18 protein-coding genes and 2 pseudogenes are annotated in these 15237 nt (G+C 47.6%); 12 read left to right on the forward strand and 8 right to left on the reverse strand.

Annotated features, from left to right (window positions below; all coding sequences use genetic code 11):
• Nucleotides 1–50: 50 nt before the first annotated feature.
• Both ACWHVV_RS07105 and ACWHVV_RS07110 read left to right on the forward strand, forming a co-directional pair.
• Nucleotides 51–677: a LysE family translocator gene (locus tag ACWHVV_RS07105; protein ID WP_447928704.1), complete on the forward strand. Its 627-nt coding sequence runs from the start codon at nt 51–53 to the stop codon at nt 675–677.
• Nucleotides 678–762: 85 nt separating this feature from the next.
• Nucleotides 763–966: a hypothetical protein gene (locus ACWHVV_RS07110; protein ID WP_447928705.1), complete on the forward strand. Its 204-nt coding sequence runs from the start codon at nt 763–765 to the stop codon at nt 964–966.
• A gap of 63 nt (nt 967–1029) precedes the next feature.
• Here ACWHVV_RS07110 and ACWHVV_RS07115 read toward each other — a convergent pair.
• From ACWHVV_RS07115 to ACWHVV_RS07125, 3 genes and pseudogenes are all read right to left on the reverse strand, one after another.
• Nucleotides 1030–1651: pseudogene (locus ACWHVV_RS07115) on the reverse strand (IS30 family transposase); the annotation flags it as partial.
• A gap of 202 nt (nt 1652–1853) precedes the next feature.
• The gene (locus tag ACWHVV_RS07120) at nt 1854–3197 is read right to left on the reverse strand and encodes a 2-hydroxycarboxylate transporter family protein (RefSeq protein ID WP_447928706.1); all 1344 of its coding nucleotides are present in this window, start codon (nt 3195–3197) and stop codon (nt 1854–1856) included.
• Nucleotides 3198–3244: 47 nt separating this feature from the next.
• Nucleotides 3245–4045 (reverse strand): hypothetical protein, encoded by an 801-nt coding sequence (locus ACWHVV_RS07125; RefSeq protein WP_447928707.1) that lies wholly within the window; start codon nt 4043–4045, stop codon nt 3245–3247.
• A 122-nt stretch (nt 4046–4167) separates the two neighbouring features.
• On the opposite strand from ACWHVV_RS07125, the gene ACWHVV_RS07130 reads away from it, so the two are divergent.
• The 6 genes and pseudogenes from ACWHVV_RS07130 (at nt 4168) to ACWHVV_RS07155 (ending at nt 9322) form a co-directional block, all read left to right on the forward strand.
• Nucleotides 4168–5064, forward strand: a complete 897-nt coding sequence (locus ACWHVV_RS07130) for a LysR family transcriptional regulator (RefSeq protein WP_447928708.1) — start codon at nt 4168–4170, stop codon at nt 5062–5064.
• Between the two features lie 266 nt (nt 5065–5330).
• Nucleotides 5331–5770: pseudogene (locus ACWHVV_RS07135) on the forward strand (YtoQ family protein).
• Nucleotides 5771–6275: 505 nt separating this feature from the next.
• Nucleotides 6276–7022 carry a hypothetical protein gene (locus ACWHVV_RS07140; RefSeq protein WP_447928709.1) on the forward strand — a complete coding sequence of 249 codons (747 nt, stop codon included), beginning with the start codon at nt 6276–6278 and terminating at the stop codon, nt 7020–7022.
• Nucleotides 7023–7032: 10 nt separating this feature from the next.
• Complete coding sequence (locus tag ACWHVV_RS07145) at nt 7033–7989, forward strand: hypothetical protein (RefSeq protein WP_447928710.1); 957 nt, start codon at nt 7033–7035, stop codon at nt 7987–7989.
• A gap of 109 nt (nt 7990–8098) precedes the next feature.
• Nucleotides 8099–8536 (forward strand): hypothetical protein, encoded by a 438-nt coding sequence (locus tag ACWHVV_RS07150; protein WP_447928711.1) that lies wholly within the window; start codon nt 8099–8101, stop codon nt 8534–8536.
• 114 nt (nt 8537–8650) lie between these two features.
• Nucleotides 8651–9322, forward strand: a complete 672-nt coding sequence (locus tag ACWHVV_RS07155) for a hypothetical protein (RefSeq protein WP_447928712.1) — start codon at nt 8651–8653, stop codon at nt 9320–9322.
• A gap of 118 nt (nt 9323–9440) precedes the next feature.
• On the opposite strand, the gene ACWHVV_RS07160 is transcribed toward ACWHVV_RS07155, so the two are convergent.
• On the reverse strand, nt 9441–9713 hold the full coding sequence (locus ACWHVV_RS07160) for a Txe/YoeB family addiction module toxin (RefSeq protein ID WP_447928713.1): 273 nt from the start codon (nt 9711–9713) through the stop codon (nt 9441–9443).
• Nucleotides 9694–9966: a type II toxin-antitoxin system Phd/YefM family antitoxin gene (locus ACWHVV_RS07165; protein WP_447928714.1), complete on the reverse strand. Its 273-nt coding sequence runs from the start codon at nt 9964–9966 to the stop codon at nt 9694–9696. The genes ACWHVV_RS07160 and ACWHVV_RS07165 overlap by 20 nt, the downstream gene beginning before the upstream one ends.
• A 220-nt stretch (nt 9967–10186) precedes the next feature.
• Here ACWHVV_RS07165 and rho point away from each other — a divergent pair, with 220 nt between their 5' ends.
• On the forward strand, nt 10187–11140 hold the full coding sequence (rho, locus tag ACWHVV_RS07170) for a transcription termination factor Rho (protein ID WP_447928715.1): 954 nt from the start codon (nt 10187–10189) through the stop codon (nt 11138–11140).
• Nucleotides 11141–11267: 127 nt separating this feature from the next.
• Here the strand turns inward: rho and ACWHVV_RS07175 are convergent, their stop codons facing one another.
• Nucleotides 11268–12464: a DEAD/DEAH box helicase gene (locus ACWHVV_RS07175; RefSeq protein WP_447928716.1), complete on the reverse strand. Its 1197-nt coding sequence runs from the start codon at nt 12462–12464 to the stop codon at nt 11268–11270.
• A 313-nt stretch (nt 12465–12777) separates the two neighbouring features.
• Between ACWHVV_RS07175 and ACWHVV_RS07180 the strand changes: the two genes are divergently transcribed.
• Both ACWHVV_RS07180 and ACWHVV_RS07185 read left to right on the forward strand, forming a co-directional pair.
• Nucleotides 12778–13095 (forward strand): hypothetical protein, encoded by a 318-nt coding sequence (locus ACWHVV_RS07180; RefSeq protein ID WP_447928717.1) that lies wholly within the window; start codon nt 12778–12780, stop codon nt 13093–13095.
• A gap of 55 nt (nt 13096–13150) precedes the next feature.
• Nucleotides 13151–13471, forward strand: coding sequence for a hypothetical protein (locus ACWHVV_RS07185; protein WP_447928718.1), 321 nt, complete (start codon nt 13151–13153; stop codon nt 13469–13471).
• Nucleotides 13472–13486: 15 nt separating this feature from the next.
• On the opposite strand, the gene ACWHVV_RS07190 is transcribed toward ACWHVV_RS07185, so the two are convergent.
• The gene (locus ACWHVV_RS07190; RefSeq protein WP_447928719.1) at nt 13487–13987 is read right to left on the reverse strand and encodes a hypothetical protein; all 501 of its coding nucleotides are present in this window, start codon (nt 13985–13987) and stop codon (nt 13487–13489) included.
• 146 nt (nt 13988–14133) lie between these two features.
• Here ACWHVV_RS07190 and ACWHVV_RS07195 point away from each other — a divergent pair, with 146 nt between their 5' ends.
• Nucleotides 14134–14454, forward strand: a complete 321-nt coding sequence (locus ACWHVV_RS07195; RefSeq protein WP_447928720.1) for a hypothetical protein — start codon at nt 14134–14136, stop codon at nt 14452–14454.
• 17 nt (nt 14455–14471) lie between these two features.
• Here the strand turns inward: ACWHVV_RS07195 and ACWHVV_RS07200 are convergent, their stop codons facing one another.
• The gene (locus ACWHVV_RS07200) at nt 14472–15236 is read right to left on the reverse strand and encodes a cyclase family protein (protein WP_447928721.1); all 765 of its coding nucleotides are present in this window, start codon (nt 15234–15236) and stop codon (nt 14472–14474) included.
• Between the last annotated feature and the right edge of the window lies 1 nt (nt 15237).

Here is a 15237-nt window from a genome sequence, read left to right on the forward strand (position 1 = left end):
GCGTTAGAATAAGTCACAGATAGTACAAACTTTAAAAAGGGCTGAAAACCATGATAGAAATAAATTATATTTTAATAATCGCAGCTGCTTTTTTTGTAGTAGCCAGCCCCGGGCCAGCGACTCTAGCCATTGCAGGGACATCTATGAGTCAAGGGCGTTTACATGGTGCGACTTTGGCGGCCGGAACGCTAACAGGGTCTTTTTTCTGGTCTTGTTCAGCAGCATTTGGTCTTAGTGCTATTATGTATACGAATGCATGGTTATTTGAGCTGGTTAGATACGTTGGGGCATGCTACTTGATATTTTTAGCTTACAAGGCGTCTCGTTCATCCATTTATCACAAAGATATTGAAATAAATAGTATCTCTAAATCAAGCTTAATGAAAACATACCTCCGAGGTGTTGCCATTCACTTAACCAACCCGAAAGCCATTTTGTTCTTTGGGTCATTGTATTCCATTGGTATACCAGCTAATACCTCCCCACAGGACTTAATCAAAGTAATAGGTGTTGTTGGTTTAGAAAGTTTAATCATATTTCAAGGTTACGCTTATGTATTCTCAATACCCAAAGTTCGTAGTACGTATCTAAAACTTAGCCGCTGGTTTGAAGCTTTTTTCGCCGTTATTTTTGGAGCGGCAGGGTTTAAGATATTAACAGCTAAGTTAGATTCATAGTTATTCTAACAAACGCAATCAGCCGGTCAGATTAATCACTATGCGCTAAATTTTCCGCTGTTGCGGGTGTTATATGAGTCAAGATATGAAATTGAAATCCCCCTTTAGTGTTTTAACACTTTTTATAGGAATTCTTACATGCGGCAGTGTTCTTTCGAGAGAGGGTAATAAGATGGAAGTATTTAGCAATGAGTATTTTTCGCTTGGAATGCCTGCCGGCTGGAAAACTGACGATAGTTATGATGGTATTGGATTAAAGTCTCCTGATGGAAAAAATCACTGTATGTAAAAATATTTAAGAAAAACTCACACACCCCGTTAAGATCGGCGGTCTCAAGTTCCAAGTGCAACACTATTGAATAGTGCCGGGACCGGCGCCCGATTTCTTGAGTACCTCGGCGTACACTTCCAGTGGCGTGCGCCAGTCCAGTGTCTTGCGCGGTCGCGTGTTTAGTGAGTCCGCGATCGCGTCGAGTTCTTCCTGGCTGTAGATCCGAAGGTCCGTGCCTTTCGGCCGGTACTGCCGCAACAGCCCGTTGGTATTTTCATTTGAGCCCCGCTGTCATGGGCTGTGTGGGTCAGCGAAGTAAATCGCTGTACCAGTCTTCTGAGTGATCTCGGTATGCTTCATCATCTCTCTGTCCTGGTCTTGGGCCATGGACAGGCGCAGGTCTCGCGGCACTCCATTGAGCTTATCGCTGAAGCCAATCGCTGCCGCCGTAGTCGTGGTGCCATACACCTTTGCCAGGATCACCAGCCGCGTAGTGCGCTCCACCAATGTGCCGACCGCAGAGCGATTATTGGCGCCAATGATGAGGTCGCCCTCAGTGGCCAGGCATCAGGTGGTTTTCGATCTCAAGCGGCCGCATGTGGATAATGAACAGATCGGGAATCTACTAGCGTCGATCTGAGCCACGGCTGCGTGGCCGACGCTTGCCATTGCCCTGCCGCAAACAGGGGGTGACGTCGGGTCTCCAGCAGTAAAATGGCGGTAGCAGTAGGTCATGGCAACACCGTACCTGATGGGTTAGATGTTGCACTTGGTCATTGAGAGCGCCGATGGATTAAAAAATTAGATAAGTTAATGCTTTCAACCTCACTAGAAAATTGGCCTTAACTTAGGTGAAGTTAAGGCCAATAAAAAAGTGTCAAGCTGATACTAATTTTTAATTATTTCTAAAGAAGTATAGAAGCAATTAAAGTACCAATTAACATCATGATAGCCCCACCTACTCGAGAAGAGATTGCTGCGAATGGCATAAGTTCCATGCGTTTTGAAGCACTCAGCACTGCAACGTCGCCTGTTCCACCAGAGTTTGCCATACACAGTCCCGCCGTTATAGAAGCTTCGATTGGGAAGAATCCCACTAAATAGCCAATCAATGAGGACCCTACTATCGAACCTATGATAGTGACGATCACTAGGAACATGTACTCAGGTGTCAATGAGTTGATGATGTCTGACATATCGATATAAGCTACACCAACACATGCTAATAGTGCCCAAGTGAAGTGTTTTGCTACAAATTGATACCACTGTTTACAAGCTTGCTCATAGACGTGCGGTAAGCAGCCAATAACCTTAATGATACCAACGGCTATGATCATCCATGCAAATGTATGGATTTGCGGCAATACTGCATTTATGAAAGAACCTAAAATGTACAAAGCCAATGTCAGTACCAAGCCTGTACCAAGTAAGCTTAGAGAAAAAGTCGTATCCTGTGGTTCATCTACTGGCATACCTGAGCTAACATTGTTACGAAGCAACTGGCCTTCGCCAGAGAGGCCCTTTTTCCACTTGCCAAGGCGATCAAGCAGACCGCCTGCTATGATAGCTACAGTATTACCAAGGATCAGCGCAGGCACCATTATAGATAAGAAGGCGGCGGGATCTTGGCCACTGGTTTGACCGTAGATTTGAGCAATGGGGACCGCACCAGCGCCCATACCGCCACCCATAATTGGCAGAGCAATAAAGAGGATAGCATCACGCCAGCCAAATCCGACTAGCATACCTGCAATAGCGCAAAACAGGAACGCAAAGATAACTCCACCAATAATAGTGGGTAAGTATCTTGCTGTCGCTGCAATTAAAAGTTTCTTGTTCATGCCAAGAATCGAACCTGCAATTAGGGCTGCGATATAAAAGTTCAGGAATCCACCGCCTTTCACAAATTCATTCATTAGGTTAACGGTAGCTGTAGGCATCAAATTAAAATAAACTAACGCAGAAGTACCGAATAAGACCGCTACTGCGCCACCCCCAAGAAAGCTATTAAGGATTGGGGTGCGTTCACCCACTGTGGCTAGTATGCCGCCTAGAACCATTGATATAGCTAATGCACCAATCAAACCGCTAGGCAGTAGAATTCTATTTTCTGGCCCAAAGGTTATGAATGCACCCGCTAAAACAATCAATGCTATAGCGAGGAATACTTTAGGGGAGATTCCGATAATATCAAATCTCCGACTCTTCTGTTGCAAAGTGTCTTGATTTTCTTTCTGTGTAATACTCACCGGCGTTCTCCATTCGTAGGCTTATTTTATTTGGGAGATTTTGTTTTTTAAATCAAGCTTTTAAAAAATACTTCAACATCAGGCAAAAGCTTCATACCTTCATGTTGAGTGGCTGGAACAGTATCCAGTTGCACAGTAATTCCGTGCTCCTCGTAGTTTCGTTGCAAAGCTTTAAGGCGCTCAACACGGTTTTTTCCATAACGGGTTTTACCCAGATCTTCGATATCGTCTTCTCCAACGATCATCTGTACTGGTACATTTTTTAGTTCTTCAAAATTCACTTTTTTACCAAATTGTACCTCTATATCTGCAATGCCTTCGTACCATGGAATGTTTGAATCCAAATATGTGATACGTCCAGGTGCTCCAATAGATAGTCCTAATAAACGGTCGGGGTGAAGATAGAAAAACCGATGCGTGAACTGACCACCTCCAGAAAATCCATGGAGGTAGAATTTTTTATTTGGTAGCTCATACTTGATCGTAATTTCATCGATCATGGCTAATAGGACTTCATCGAATCGTATATTGTGGAATTTGATGAATTTATAATTATCCATATCATTAGGTTCGATAATTCCACTCGGAAACAGAGGTGCAACAATTATCGCGTCAAGACTATCCGCTAGCGGAATCAGGGCATCACGGTAGGATTGTGCACTGCGCTCAGTACCATGTATGGCGACTATAATAGGATGTTCTTGCTTTGAGCCTTGTTGGAAATTTTTAGGCGTGTATGCAAAGTAAGAAAATCTTTGGTCATACTGACAAGCATATAGAGTGGTTTCACCGTAATCGAAAATTTTAGAATGCTTTGTCTGAAATGAAGAATTGTTAGGTGTGCACATGAATTTCTCACTGATGAAAGTTTATTTGGATTTTCCTGAGATTTTATGCATCATTTATGAGATAAGTAAAACTTAAAATTTTAATGTAAAACAGATAAAAATTTTTATGCCAAAGGGTTGATATGGATACTCAGGATCAGCGCATTCTATGCATGTTGTACGAAATGGGCACGATTAAGGCCGTCAGCGATGCTCTTTATATCACTCAACCTGCAATATCTTACCGAGTTAAAAAACTTGAAGAAGAGTTTTTTATTAAAATTCTTGTTCGTGAAAGAAGAGGCGTGAGCTTTACACCCGAAGGAGCGTACCTGGTTGAATATGCTAAAAAAAGCCTGGAGGATTTATATATTGCCAAAGAAACACTGAATAGTTTTAGTAGTGAAGTTCAGGGCACATTAAGGCTAGGTGTTGCGAACATTTTTGCTCACTATAAGCTACCGATTTTGCTGAAATCATTTCAATTTTTATTCCCTAAGGTAAAAGTAAAGCTACATACTGGATTAAGCCCAGAAATCATCGATATGCTTAAAAATAACAAGATCGATGTTGGAGTCGAGAATTGTGGTTACAACTGGTCAGGCGAAAAAGAGATTTTATGTCAGGAAGGGATTTGTATGATTTCATATGAAAAAATAGACTTTAAGAATATCCATAAATACCCTTTGATATCAACTAAACGAAATCACGTACTTCAACAAATAATTAATACTTGGTTTCGAGAAAATTATAAACAACAACCTAGAGCTATGATGGAAGTAGACTTTGTTGACACTTGCAAAACTATGGTTGAAAACGGTCTTGGAATAGCAGTTGTTCCTTCTTTTTGTCTGAGAGAAACTGATAATTTATTTGTGAAAAATCTTACGAATTCATTTGGTGAGCCATTGTTTAGAAACGTTTTTGTAAACTACAAAGAAGGCGCAAGAAAGCTGCCGGTTGTGGATAATTTCCTGAGTCATATTCGTAACCATCAATATGGTTCGGTTAATATGTCTCCCGATTTATTAAAAAGATAATAGTGGATTAAGTGTTTTATGTGTTCTTATATATTCTATAAATTTTTTATGTTAAAGGATGTTGATTTTAGATAAATTTAATTAGTTTTAAAAATTTATTAGATTATTTTAAGGCTGAGTAGCTGCCTATTTCTATATAAATGACTTTTAAACATTTGTTAAATAGCAATTCAGCGAATAAATTAAGTTCTCTTTAAAGCCGCTAAGGATATGGGTTTATTTACATAAAGTTGTAATACATATCGATACAGAGTTATATAAGATCTATTAGCTTCTATATGTGTCTATCTGGCGATATCCATATCGACTGGCGCAATGAGATTAACCCTGTGCCGAAGCCGCCTGCCTGGATATCGTCTTCACCGCCCCGGTCACCGACCACGACGGATCTGACGCCGCTGGCGACCACTTGGGCAAACCGGAAACCGGCTTCTGGCGCGACCACCAGTCTTCCAAGGTCAACGCCATCCGCACCCGCACCATGATCGAGCAAGCGGATCTCGTCGTCGTGCGCTTCGGCGACAAGTACAAGCAGTGGAACGCCGCCTTTGATGCAGGCTACTGCTCAGCACTCGCCAAGCCCTACATCACCCTGCACGCTGAGGATATCGTTCACCCGCTGAAAGAAGTGGATGCCGGGGCGCAGGCTTGGTGCACGACCACTGAGCAAGTCGTCGAAACGCTAAAGTACGTACTGAAAGCGTAAGCAAGCCCAAAAACACCTGCAGGCCCACCTAGGCCTGCAGGTGCCAATGCTCTCAACGCGCCACAGAAGTTGGGAGCATTGGTAGGAGCACGCTTCAGCGCGCGAAGGGCAGCGCCAGCTGCCCCGATACCGCCACGGTGCTCACTTACAGACATTAAATTACCTCAAGCTAATTCCCTGACATCCCTCACAAAGCATTGCCTACTTCAATTTCACGCAGGCCTACGACCTATTGCTGACCACAGGCATAAAATTATCTCGTGACCTAAGGGAAATTCGTGGATAAAGTATGATGGAAATGAGCAAAAAGAGCGTGCACGCGAATAATAAATATGCTGCCCAAGCTTTTTGAGAAGCTATATGAAACACTGAATTATGATTTTTTGTAGGCTATATAAAATCAAGAAATGTGCTGGCGTGTTTATTGATGTTATGCGGCTGGGAATATAATCACTATTAACCACCACTTTTAAAGATACACTTAGATTTGGGTAAGGAATAATTTATGGCTGACGATAAATTTAGGCTCCCTGGCTCCTCTTATGAGGAGCTCACGAAAATTATTAAGTCTTATGGTCAATTTAATGCTCCTGCTGGATTAGATGATGTAAGCAAGCTAATAGGCATGGATAGGACTGTTATAAGCAGAAATGCTGGATTTTTGGTGGAGTTTGGAGTTCTTGAGGCTGGGCAGAAAAAATCTCTTACGAAAGCCGGTAAGTCTTTAGCTCAGTCTCTAGAGCATGAAATGCCGGAAGAAATAATATCTAGCTGGAGACACCTCGTCCATGAAAATGAGTTTGCTACGAAGCTGATATCTGCTATTAAGATTAGAAATGGTATGGATGAAAATATCCTTCAGTCCCATATAGCTTATTCAGCGGGTCAGCCCAAGAAGTCTCAATATATGACTGGCGCTAAGACGCTAGTTGACATACTCAGAGCAGCACAGCTAATCAAAGAAAAGGACGGCAAGTTTGTCATTTCAAGAAGTGATAATGTACGAGAAGAAGATATATCAAATCATGAGAAGCAAAGTGTTGAGCAACCAATCGCTATTGTCGGTTCTCAGCCTACAGAGATCCCGGTCGCATCTTTTTCGCGAGATCATGCACAGGCCGAAGTTAAAATAAATATAAATGTATCTGTGGAGTGTTCCATTGATGATCTTGATGATCTGGGCTCAAAAATAAAAGAAATTATAAATCAAGTGAACTCTGGAGAAAACCCAGTGGACAACTCAGAAGAATAGGGGTTTTATTATGCCTCGATCGTTCTCGCAATCGACAGCTGAGTTGACTGTACAAGTTGCTGAAGCAGTTTGTATAAAACAAGGGTGTGACTCGCAGTTTGTTCAAGATTTTTGTGATTTATCAGGATCTCAGGCAAACGCAGCCTTGGAGTTGGCCGCAGATATCGGTCTAGTAGTAAACTTGGGTGTCACTTTTCAACCTAAGTCACCGTTCATTAATTTTCTTTGTACTCCAGAAGAGGCTAAAAAGGCAGCTATCTTAAGGATATTGCTAGAATCCTATGAGCCATTTTTAAAATTTAGGGAACGACTCTTGGCTACGGGGTCAGTCGACTATGCTGCCCAGCAAACTAAAATTCTTCTTGATTTGGATGCCCATCGAGAAGAAGTAAAAGACACCTTGATTAGTTTAGGTACTTATGCCAAAGCAATTCAGGCTGAAGGGGGAGGTCGGTATACATCAAGTGCGTCAACCTTATCGAATCAGCTTATGGAAATTGCAGAGAGTTGTACTAATCTAGCCGAAGCAGAAGCATGTATACGAACAGAAATTGGGGATTATTCTGAAGCTATTGATCGAGTCGAAGTACTACACCCTTTGGCCAGTGCGCTTCTAAAAGCAAGAAATGATCAGCCTACGGAAGCAGTGGCTGAAGCTGCAACAGCAATAGAGTCATTTCTTGCTAGGCTTGCAACTAGGATGGACGTAAACCTGGCTGGGGCAACCGGCCTCAATAGTCGCCTCGAAAAGTTCCGTCAAAATAATGCTTTGCCTAAAAAGGTGGTCGAAGCGGGCAAGTATTTGGGACAGATTAGGAATGCAGCCGATCACGGTGTTGATGTTGATCCAGACGTCGGCGCTATATGGAAAGTGCTTGATAGCACTGGCGTTCAGTATGTCTTCGTTGCTTGCTCATTTATCAGGGCATGTGGAGCAAGAGAGAACCAGGGCGACTACTGGATATGACTCCAAGTAGATTAATAATCGCAGGCACGGCAACGGTTTTTTCGTTGCGGCTTCACCTCCACTACAAAGCCGCGCGTGCTGGCGGCGTTAGGCATAAAAGGAGTTGGACGTGAGTATGACGATACCAATGTACGAAAAAGGGCGAAGCTTCGTGATGGCTGGTGGTTTGATCAAAGCCTATGAGGGACACAAATTTGTGCATCTTCATCTATTGTGTCAAGGCCTAGAGTGTATCGGAAAGGCACTTCTTCTTGCGCATGATTATCAAAAATATGAACCAAGATTGAAAAGCGGTTTTGGCCATGATCTCAAACTCCTTATTGATGAAGTAGACCGTATTAGTATATTTCCTCTGCTTTCCAGTGATGCAGTACGCGAGCTCAAGCAACTTAATTTGTTTTACAAGCAGCATCTCCTACGCTACGGAAGTTCATCTGATTTTGAAGTGGTAGCTCAACAGGTTTCTGCGGATTATTTACACAGAGAACTGGTGGATATGTTATTGGTGCTCAACAACTACTTTAAAGAGCATGAAGAAAATGCCTAATAAGGCCATGCGCAATCGTGCAATGCAAAAAATGCATTGCACCGAACGAGTTTCACTGCGTTTCGGCCGCCTGTGTTGGCGGCTTTAGATTTTGAGAGGACTAAGATGATAAAAATGGGTGAATCCCAAGTCATTGATTTCTTTTCCGGCTATTTGAAAGATTCGTTTCGTGACGTGTTTGGGGCGGCTGCTCAATACACAGTGGGGAATTTTTCAGGGAGCCAGGATAGAAAATTTTCTGATTTTTTTGCCGGGACGGATTCGCACAACGTACTTGTCGAGTTTAAGGAGAAGAAGGGAGAGTATAGGCTAGAGAAGGAAAAACCTTTACGGAAAAAGCTTTGCGTAACCTTAGATGAAGAAGTATCTGAGTTATCAAGGCAATGCCATTTTATTGGATGGGACAGAGGTCGAGTAACCAGTCAAATTGAGTTTAACCCATACATAGATTTTGTTTGCCCACTTTGGGGGGTAGAAGGCCACCTGCTTTTTCCAAGCAATCATGATCATGAAATCTTTGTCGAAAATTTCATTGGAGGAAAGGTTGGCGTAGATCATGAGTCATTTATGCACTACATAGCTCACCTAAATAAAGTGGCCGGGGGCGGCGCTAGCGGAGCGGATGTTCCTTTCCGTTCGATTCTATATAGCAGGAATGACCATGGTCGTTTGGTTGGCACAAGGTTTGAGAACCTCGGCCAGCTTAATCAGCTTCGGAAGCTGAGCCCAAGGCCGCCTCGACCTGCACACAGAGGCACATCTGGTTCTTCGGGCCCGAGTTTCTAAACTAATTTAACAATAACAATAACAATAACAATCACAATCACAGCCACGGCCACGGCCACGGCCACGGCTACTACATTGCGGCTTCGCCTCCATTTCGCAGTCGCGCGTGCTCTTAGCGTTAGGGCTGATCATAATGCCCTCCAATGGCAAAAACGTATATGGAGGTGTCATCGAATCGATATATGAGCCTGTCTTTCTGTGAGATGCGCCGTGACCATAGGCCTGATAAATTGTGTTTCAGCGGTTCAGGTTTGCCTATTCCAGTGGATGGGTCGTCGGAGCGAAGCATTTCTTTCAGCAGTTTGCAGAGCGCTTTGTGCAGCTTCTTGTCTTTTTCTCGCATCGTTTCATAGGCTTCCCAAGTGCTGCCCTCAAATACCAGTGATCTCATTCAGCTGCTCATCATTGGGTGTGTATCCTTGGCCACGGCTGTGAGTATCGAGAGAGGCCGCAATCTGCTGCATCAGGTCTCGGTTTTGAAGAACATGCAGGGTTTCCTGTTCTCTTTCCCAGTCTTCAGCACTCATAATGACAAAAGCCTGTCCGGCGCGACGGGTCACCTTGAGAGGTTCATGGTTGTTAACAACCTGTTCGACAAGGCTTTTCAGGTTGTCTCTGAACTTGTTTACACTGATGATATCCATAATTCCACCATTACGTACGGAAACTCCGTACAACTGTATCGCAATAGCCCTGATAAGACTAGTCACGGCTACGCCTACTACACTGCGGCTTTGCCTCCATTTTGTTTGCTCAGAAGGCATCACATCCTGCCATGACTGATAGTGCTATAAGATCTATGTCATTTCCACAGCACTACCATTATTCCAACATTCAAACTACCCAAGGCGATCCAGCGATCTTATGACGAGAAAAACATTAGGCTTGAAGGTCAAAAGGCAGCCAGAAGCCACGCCGACCCATGAGCCCGTCGAGCAGTTCCCCAATGACCCCGAAAAACGCTTTCTAAACGGCGTCGCCATCCATCCTTCCCCGCGCATTGATTTACAAGCAGGTTCCAGTGAGCGAACCATACGCGCGATGGATTTGATCACGCCCATCGGCATGGGCCAACGCGGCTTGATCGTCGCACCCCCAGGCTCGGGCAAAACGTCGATGCTCAAGCATATCTGCCAGGCCGTGGCCGAGGCGCATCCGGGGATCAAGCTGTATGCCTTGCTGATCGACGAGCGCCCGGAAGAGGTGACGGACTTTAAGCGCAGCGTGTCGGCCGAGGTGCATGCTTCGTCGTCAGATGAAACCTACACCCACCACGTGCGCATGGCCGATCAGCTCTTGGCAACAGCGCGCAAGCAAGCGGGCGAAGGCCACGATGTGATGATCGTGATCGACTCATTAACGCGGCTTTCGCGGGTGCATAATGCCGAGCAGCGGGGCAATGGCCGCACCATGTCCGGCGGGCTGGATAGCCGGGCGATGGAAATACCCCGAAAGCTGTTCGGTGCGGCGCGAAAGATCGAAAACGGTGGGTCGCTCACCATTCTGGCCACCGTGCTGGTGGATACGGGCAGCCGGATGGATCAGGTGATTTTCGAGGAGTTCAAGGGCACGGGTAATATGGAGCTGGTGTTATCCCGCGAGGTGGCCAGCCAGCGGATTTTCCCGGCGATCGATATTGCCAAGAGCAGTACCCGTCGTGAAGAGCTGTTGATCGATGCAAAGGACATTGAAAAAGTACGTACGCTGCGTCGCGCGTTGACCCAGCTCAAGCCAGTCGAGGGCGCGCAGAAGCTGCTTACGCTGTTGGAGAAATACCCCACCAACGCCGAGCTATTGGATGCGTTTTCACCTGCTTGATTTTAGAAAATGGCGCTGACCGCCATAGGGCTTACCCGGCTTTTTTTAAAGCAGGCTCTCGTCGCAAAATATCGAGTAGAGAAGCTCACCGTTTATACGTTCAAGCGGCGAGCTTCTTCTTTACGCGTTAGCGTTTGCTTTTTTTAACGTGGTTCAAGTTCGAAGCAGGGACGGCTTTGTTAACCGGGAAGCCTTCGATTTCCCTGCGCTCGATCACCGCGTTCAAGCGCCGCTCGATAGCGCACAGGTTTTTAAAGTCGCTGATGTCGACCAGCGAAATGGCTTCACCCGAGGCGCTCGCCCGGCCGGTGCGGCCAATACGGTGAATGTAGTCTTCGGGCTGAAACGGTAAATCGTAGTTCACCACGCGGCTTAGTTCATCGATATCCAACCCCCGTGCGGCAACACCCGTGGCGACCAGGTACTTGAGTTCGCCGGATTTGAACTGCGCCAACACGCTTTCGCGCATCGCCTGGCTTCGCCCGCCGTGAATGGAATCCGCCTTGATGCCGCGTTTTTCCAGCTGGGCCACCAGCTTGGCCGCGCTGTGTTTTTTCTCGACGAAAATCAGCGCCTGATCCCACGCGTTCTCGTTGATCAAATGGCTCAGCAGGGCAGACTTGGTGTCCTTGTCGACCGTGATGAGCCACTGCTTGATATTGGCGGCGGCGCGAACGCTTGGCGTAATGGAGATATCTGCCGCCAGGTCGGTCATCTTGCTGTCGGAAAAGCCGTAGGCCAGCGCGCGCACGTCGCCGCTCATGGTGGCGGAAAACAGCAGGTTCTGGCGGTTTTCCGGCAGGCGGACGATGATCTTGTGAATGTCATCGACAAAGCCCATATCGACCATTCGGTCCGCTTCGTCCAGCACCAGGGCTTCGAGTTCATCGAAGTGCACGGCACGCTGATGCGCTAAATCCAACAGTCGGCCAGGTGTGGCGACCAGAATATCGACCCCTTCGATCAAGCGCTCTTTTTGCGGGGCGGTATCCACGCCGCCGTACACGGCCATCGAGGTTAAATTCAGGTGTTTGGCGTATTGCGCCGCGTTGGCTTCGACCTGAATCGCAAGCTCCCGGGTCGGCACCAAAATCAACGCGCGGATGCGTTTGCCGCGCAGCGGCCCCGCGTTGCTGAACCGTTCAAGCAGCGGGAGCACGAAGGCGCCGGTTTTGCCCGTGCCGGTCTGCGCGGTGGCGATCAGGTCTTTACCCGAGAGAATGGCGGGAATCGCTTGTTCCTGAATGGGCGTGGGCGTTTGGTAACCGAGGTCGGTAATCGCTTGAACCAGCGGGCTGGATAAGCCGAGTTTTGCAAAGGGCATGGGAAGCTCTGACGATGTGTCGTAAAAGGGGGCGAAAATAAAAAAGTGGTGCAGTATAACGGAAAAGCCGCTATTCGATATTCAAAGTGTGAAAGGGTAACCTTTCAGGAACCACACCGCTGATTTACTGGCGGCAGGCTTCATCTTGTTTAGGCAGGTCATTCTTTATGGCCTCTATTTTCAGGCGCCTGTTAGCTAGACGCTTTTTCAGCCTGTGGTTTTCAGTTCCAGGTAGCGCCCATGACCGGCTTTTCGGTATCGCGTGGTTTTTTCCTGGTGAGGCCTTGGCTCGCCAGGGTTAGCTGAAACGCACATGGAACTGACGGTATTAATGGTGGGGGATAGGATATTGGACGAGCTGGCCGATGGTTTTTTAAAAACGGTGCTCCGCTTGTTCGGCGTCGTGGTGCGCACGCTGATTTGGCTAATCTGGGAGCTGTTTTTTCTGACGCTGGCCTGGTATATCGGTTGGCCGATATGTCGAGCGCTCACGCTTGGCCACTTCCCCCGGCCATTCATCACGGATGAGGATGAGGCGTCCGATTTGGCGCATACCACGGTATCGTTGGTGGGTCTGCTGGCGTTATTAGGAGTAGCCATCGTGATTGCCAAGCTGGTCGGCTCTGGCTGATCTGGCTGGTAGAAAAGGGCGGTAGGCTCGCAAAAGAAACGGATGGGGAGCGAGAGTGCAACAAAACGACTATGTTCTGGGCGGCCAGTACGAAGTAATCACTACCCCCCATGAAATGCGTATGTCGCTCTGGGTCTACTCGCCGGTTGTGGTGGAATGCGCCACGCAGAAGGCCGTGCTCGATCTTTCGGGCAGCCGGTGGGATCTGCGTCGGGTCACCGAGGGGAACGGGCGAATCATCATGGTGCTTGCGCGCTACCCGGAGGGCGACCGGGAGTATCTCATCGAGGTGGACCCGGCCAACGCGACCGCTGTCGTTGAAGGCGTCGCGCATCTACTCGCTGATATCGAAACCGCTTTGAACGCTATCGCCTAGCGTTTGTGTCCTTCATTACCAGCCACAGGTATCGCGCACCGGGCCAATCATTGTTTCGATACCTTGGACATTGAAGTCCATCGCGATGGGCTCTCCCTCTGCCGGGGTGATGGTCATGCTCAGCGTTTGCGTACCGAACAGGCTTTCAATGAAGGCAGTGGCGTCTTCACTTTCCCAAAAGCCTACCGCGTGGCCGTCATCGATAGCTTCCATCGCGTAGGTCTCGGGTTCGTCGTCGTCCAGCTGTAGCGTAACGTCATCGTATTCGTAGGTGCCGCTCTCGTCCTGATCGAACAGGTTGAAGTAGGCCACGGTAGTGTCCTCGAAGCAGCGAAAAACCACCGTGGGCACCGCGAGCCCGGTAGCATGGGTTTTGAGCACGACGAAGTGTAAATCCAGCTCGTCGTCATGGTGCTCTTCCGTTTCCCATTGCGACGTGGCGGGGGCGTCTTGCGCCAGGCCCATACCGGGTAAAAGGAGGAACATGGCCAGCACCAGTGTCTTGTCGATGTTCATTTTTTATCCTTTGAATACTTTTTGGCGAACCTGGGTCTTTCACCGCTCGTGCGAGACAAACGATAGCATGTTGAGCGCCGAGGGGGAGGTTGCGTTCGAAAGGCGCGATGTAACCTATTGCCTCCCGAAGCTGATTGGACGCATGAATGCAGACCACCGACTATATGCTTGACGAGCAATACGAAGTCTGCACCGTTGCCAACGAAATCCGCATGTCCCTCTGGGTCTACGCACCTCTCATCGTGGAGCGAGCGACGCAGCGGATCATGCTGGATCTAACCGGTAGCCTTTGGGATCTGCGGCGCGTCACTGAAAATAGTGGGCGAATCATCATGATCCTTGCGCGCTACCCGGATGGTGACCGGCATTACGTTGTAGAAGTGGATCCTGGCAAGTCCATTGTTATCGTTCAGGGTGTCACGCACTTGCTCGCTGATATCGAAACCGCCTTGAACGCTGTCATCTAGTGAATAGTGTAAGCCGCTCAGGCGGCATCAATGATCGCGACCGCTCTACACCAACCCGCCGAGGCGCGCTCAATCAATACCGGAAAGGCTGAAAAGGTAAAGCCGTGCGTGGGTAGTTCATTGAGCCTTGCGAGTTTCTCGATGTGGCAGTATTCCCTGTCGCGACCGGCGTAGTGTCCTGGAAAGAAGGCATCGGAATCTCCATTTCGAAGGGCTTCAGCCATCATCGGAATCGGGATATCCCATCCCCAGCCATCGGTTCCCATCATGCGAATACCTTGTTCGATCAGCCAAAGCGTTGCCTCCCGTCCCATGCCGGGATGACGCATGGCCCAGTCGTATCGGTCAAAATCCATCCAGCGATCTGTACGTATCAGGACGATATCTAGCGGCTTGAGTGTGTACTCGATATCCGCCAACGCACGCTGCAGGTCATCGGCCGTGATTACCCGGCCGGCTTCCATCCATGAGAAATCCAGTACCACGCCGTCACCATGGCACCACTCGAGAGGAATTTCATCGATGGTGCGTGAAGGCTTACCCTCGGACGTTGGGCCGTAGTGGATCGGGGCATCCATATGCGTGCCTGCATGCGAGGACAGGGTGATCCTTTCGCTAGCCGAATGAACGCCCGGTAGGGGTAAGTCGCCGGGGTCCACCCCGTAAGCGGTGGCTCGTTGACGCGCCATCGTATAGTGGTCGATGTACTCGATGTGTTGCTCTTGGGTGTCGAACGATGCGTTGCGAATGGGTAATGATAGATCGACGATTTGCTTGCTCATG

Source organism: Vreelandella sp. EE27 (genome assembly GCF_968206495.1).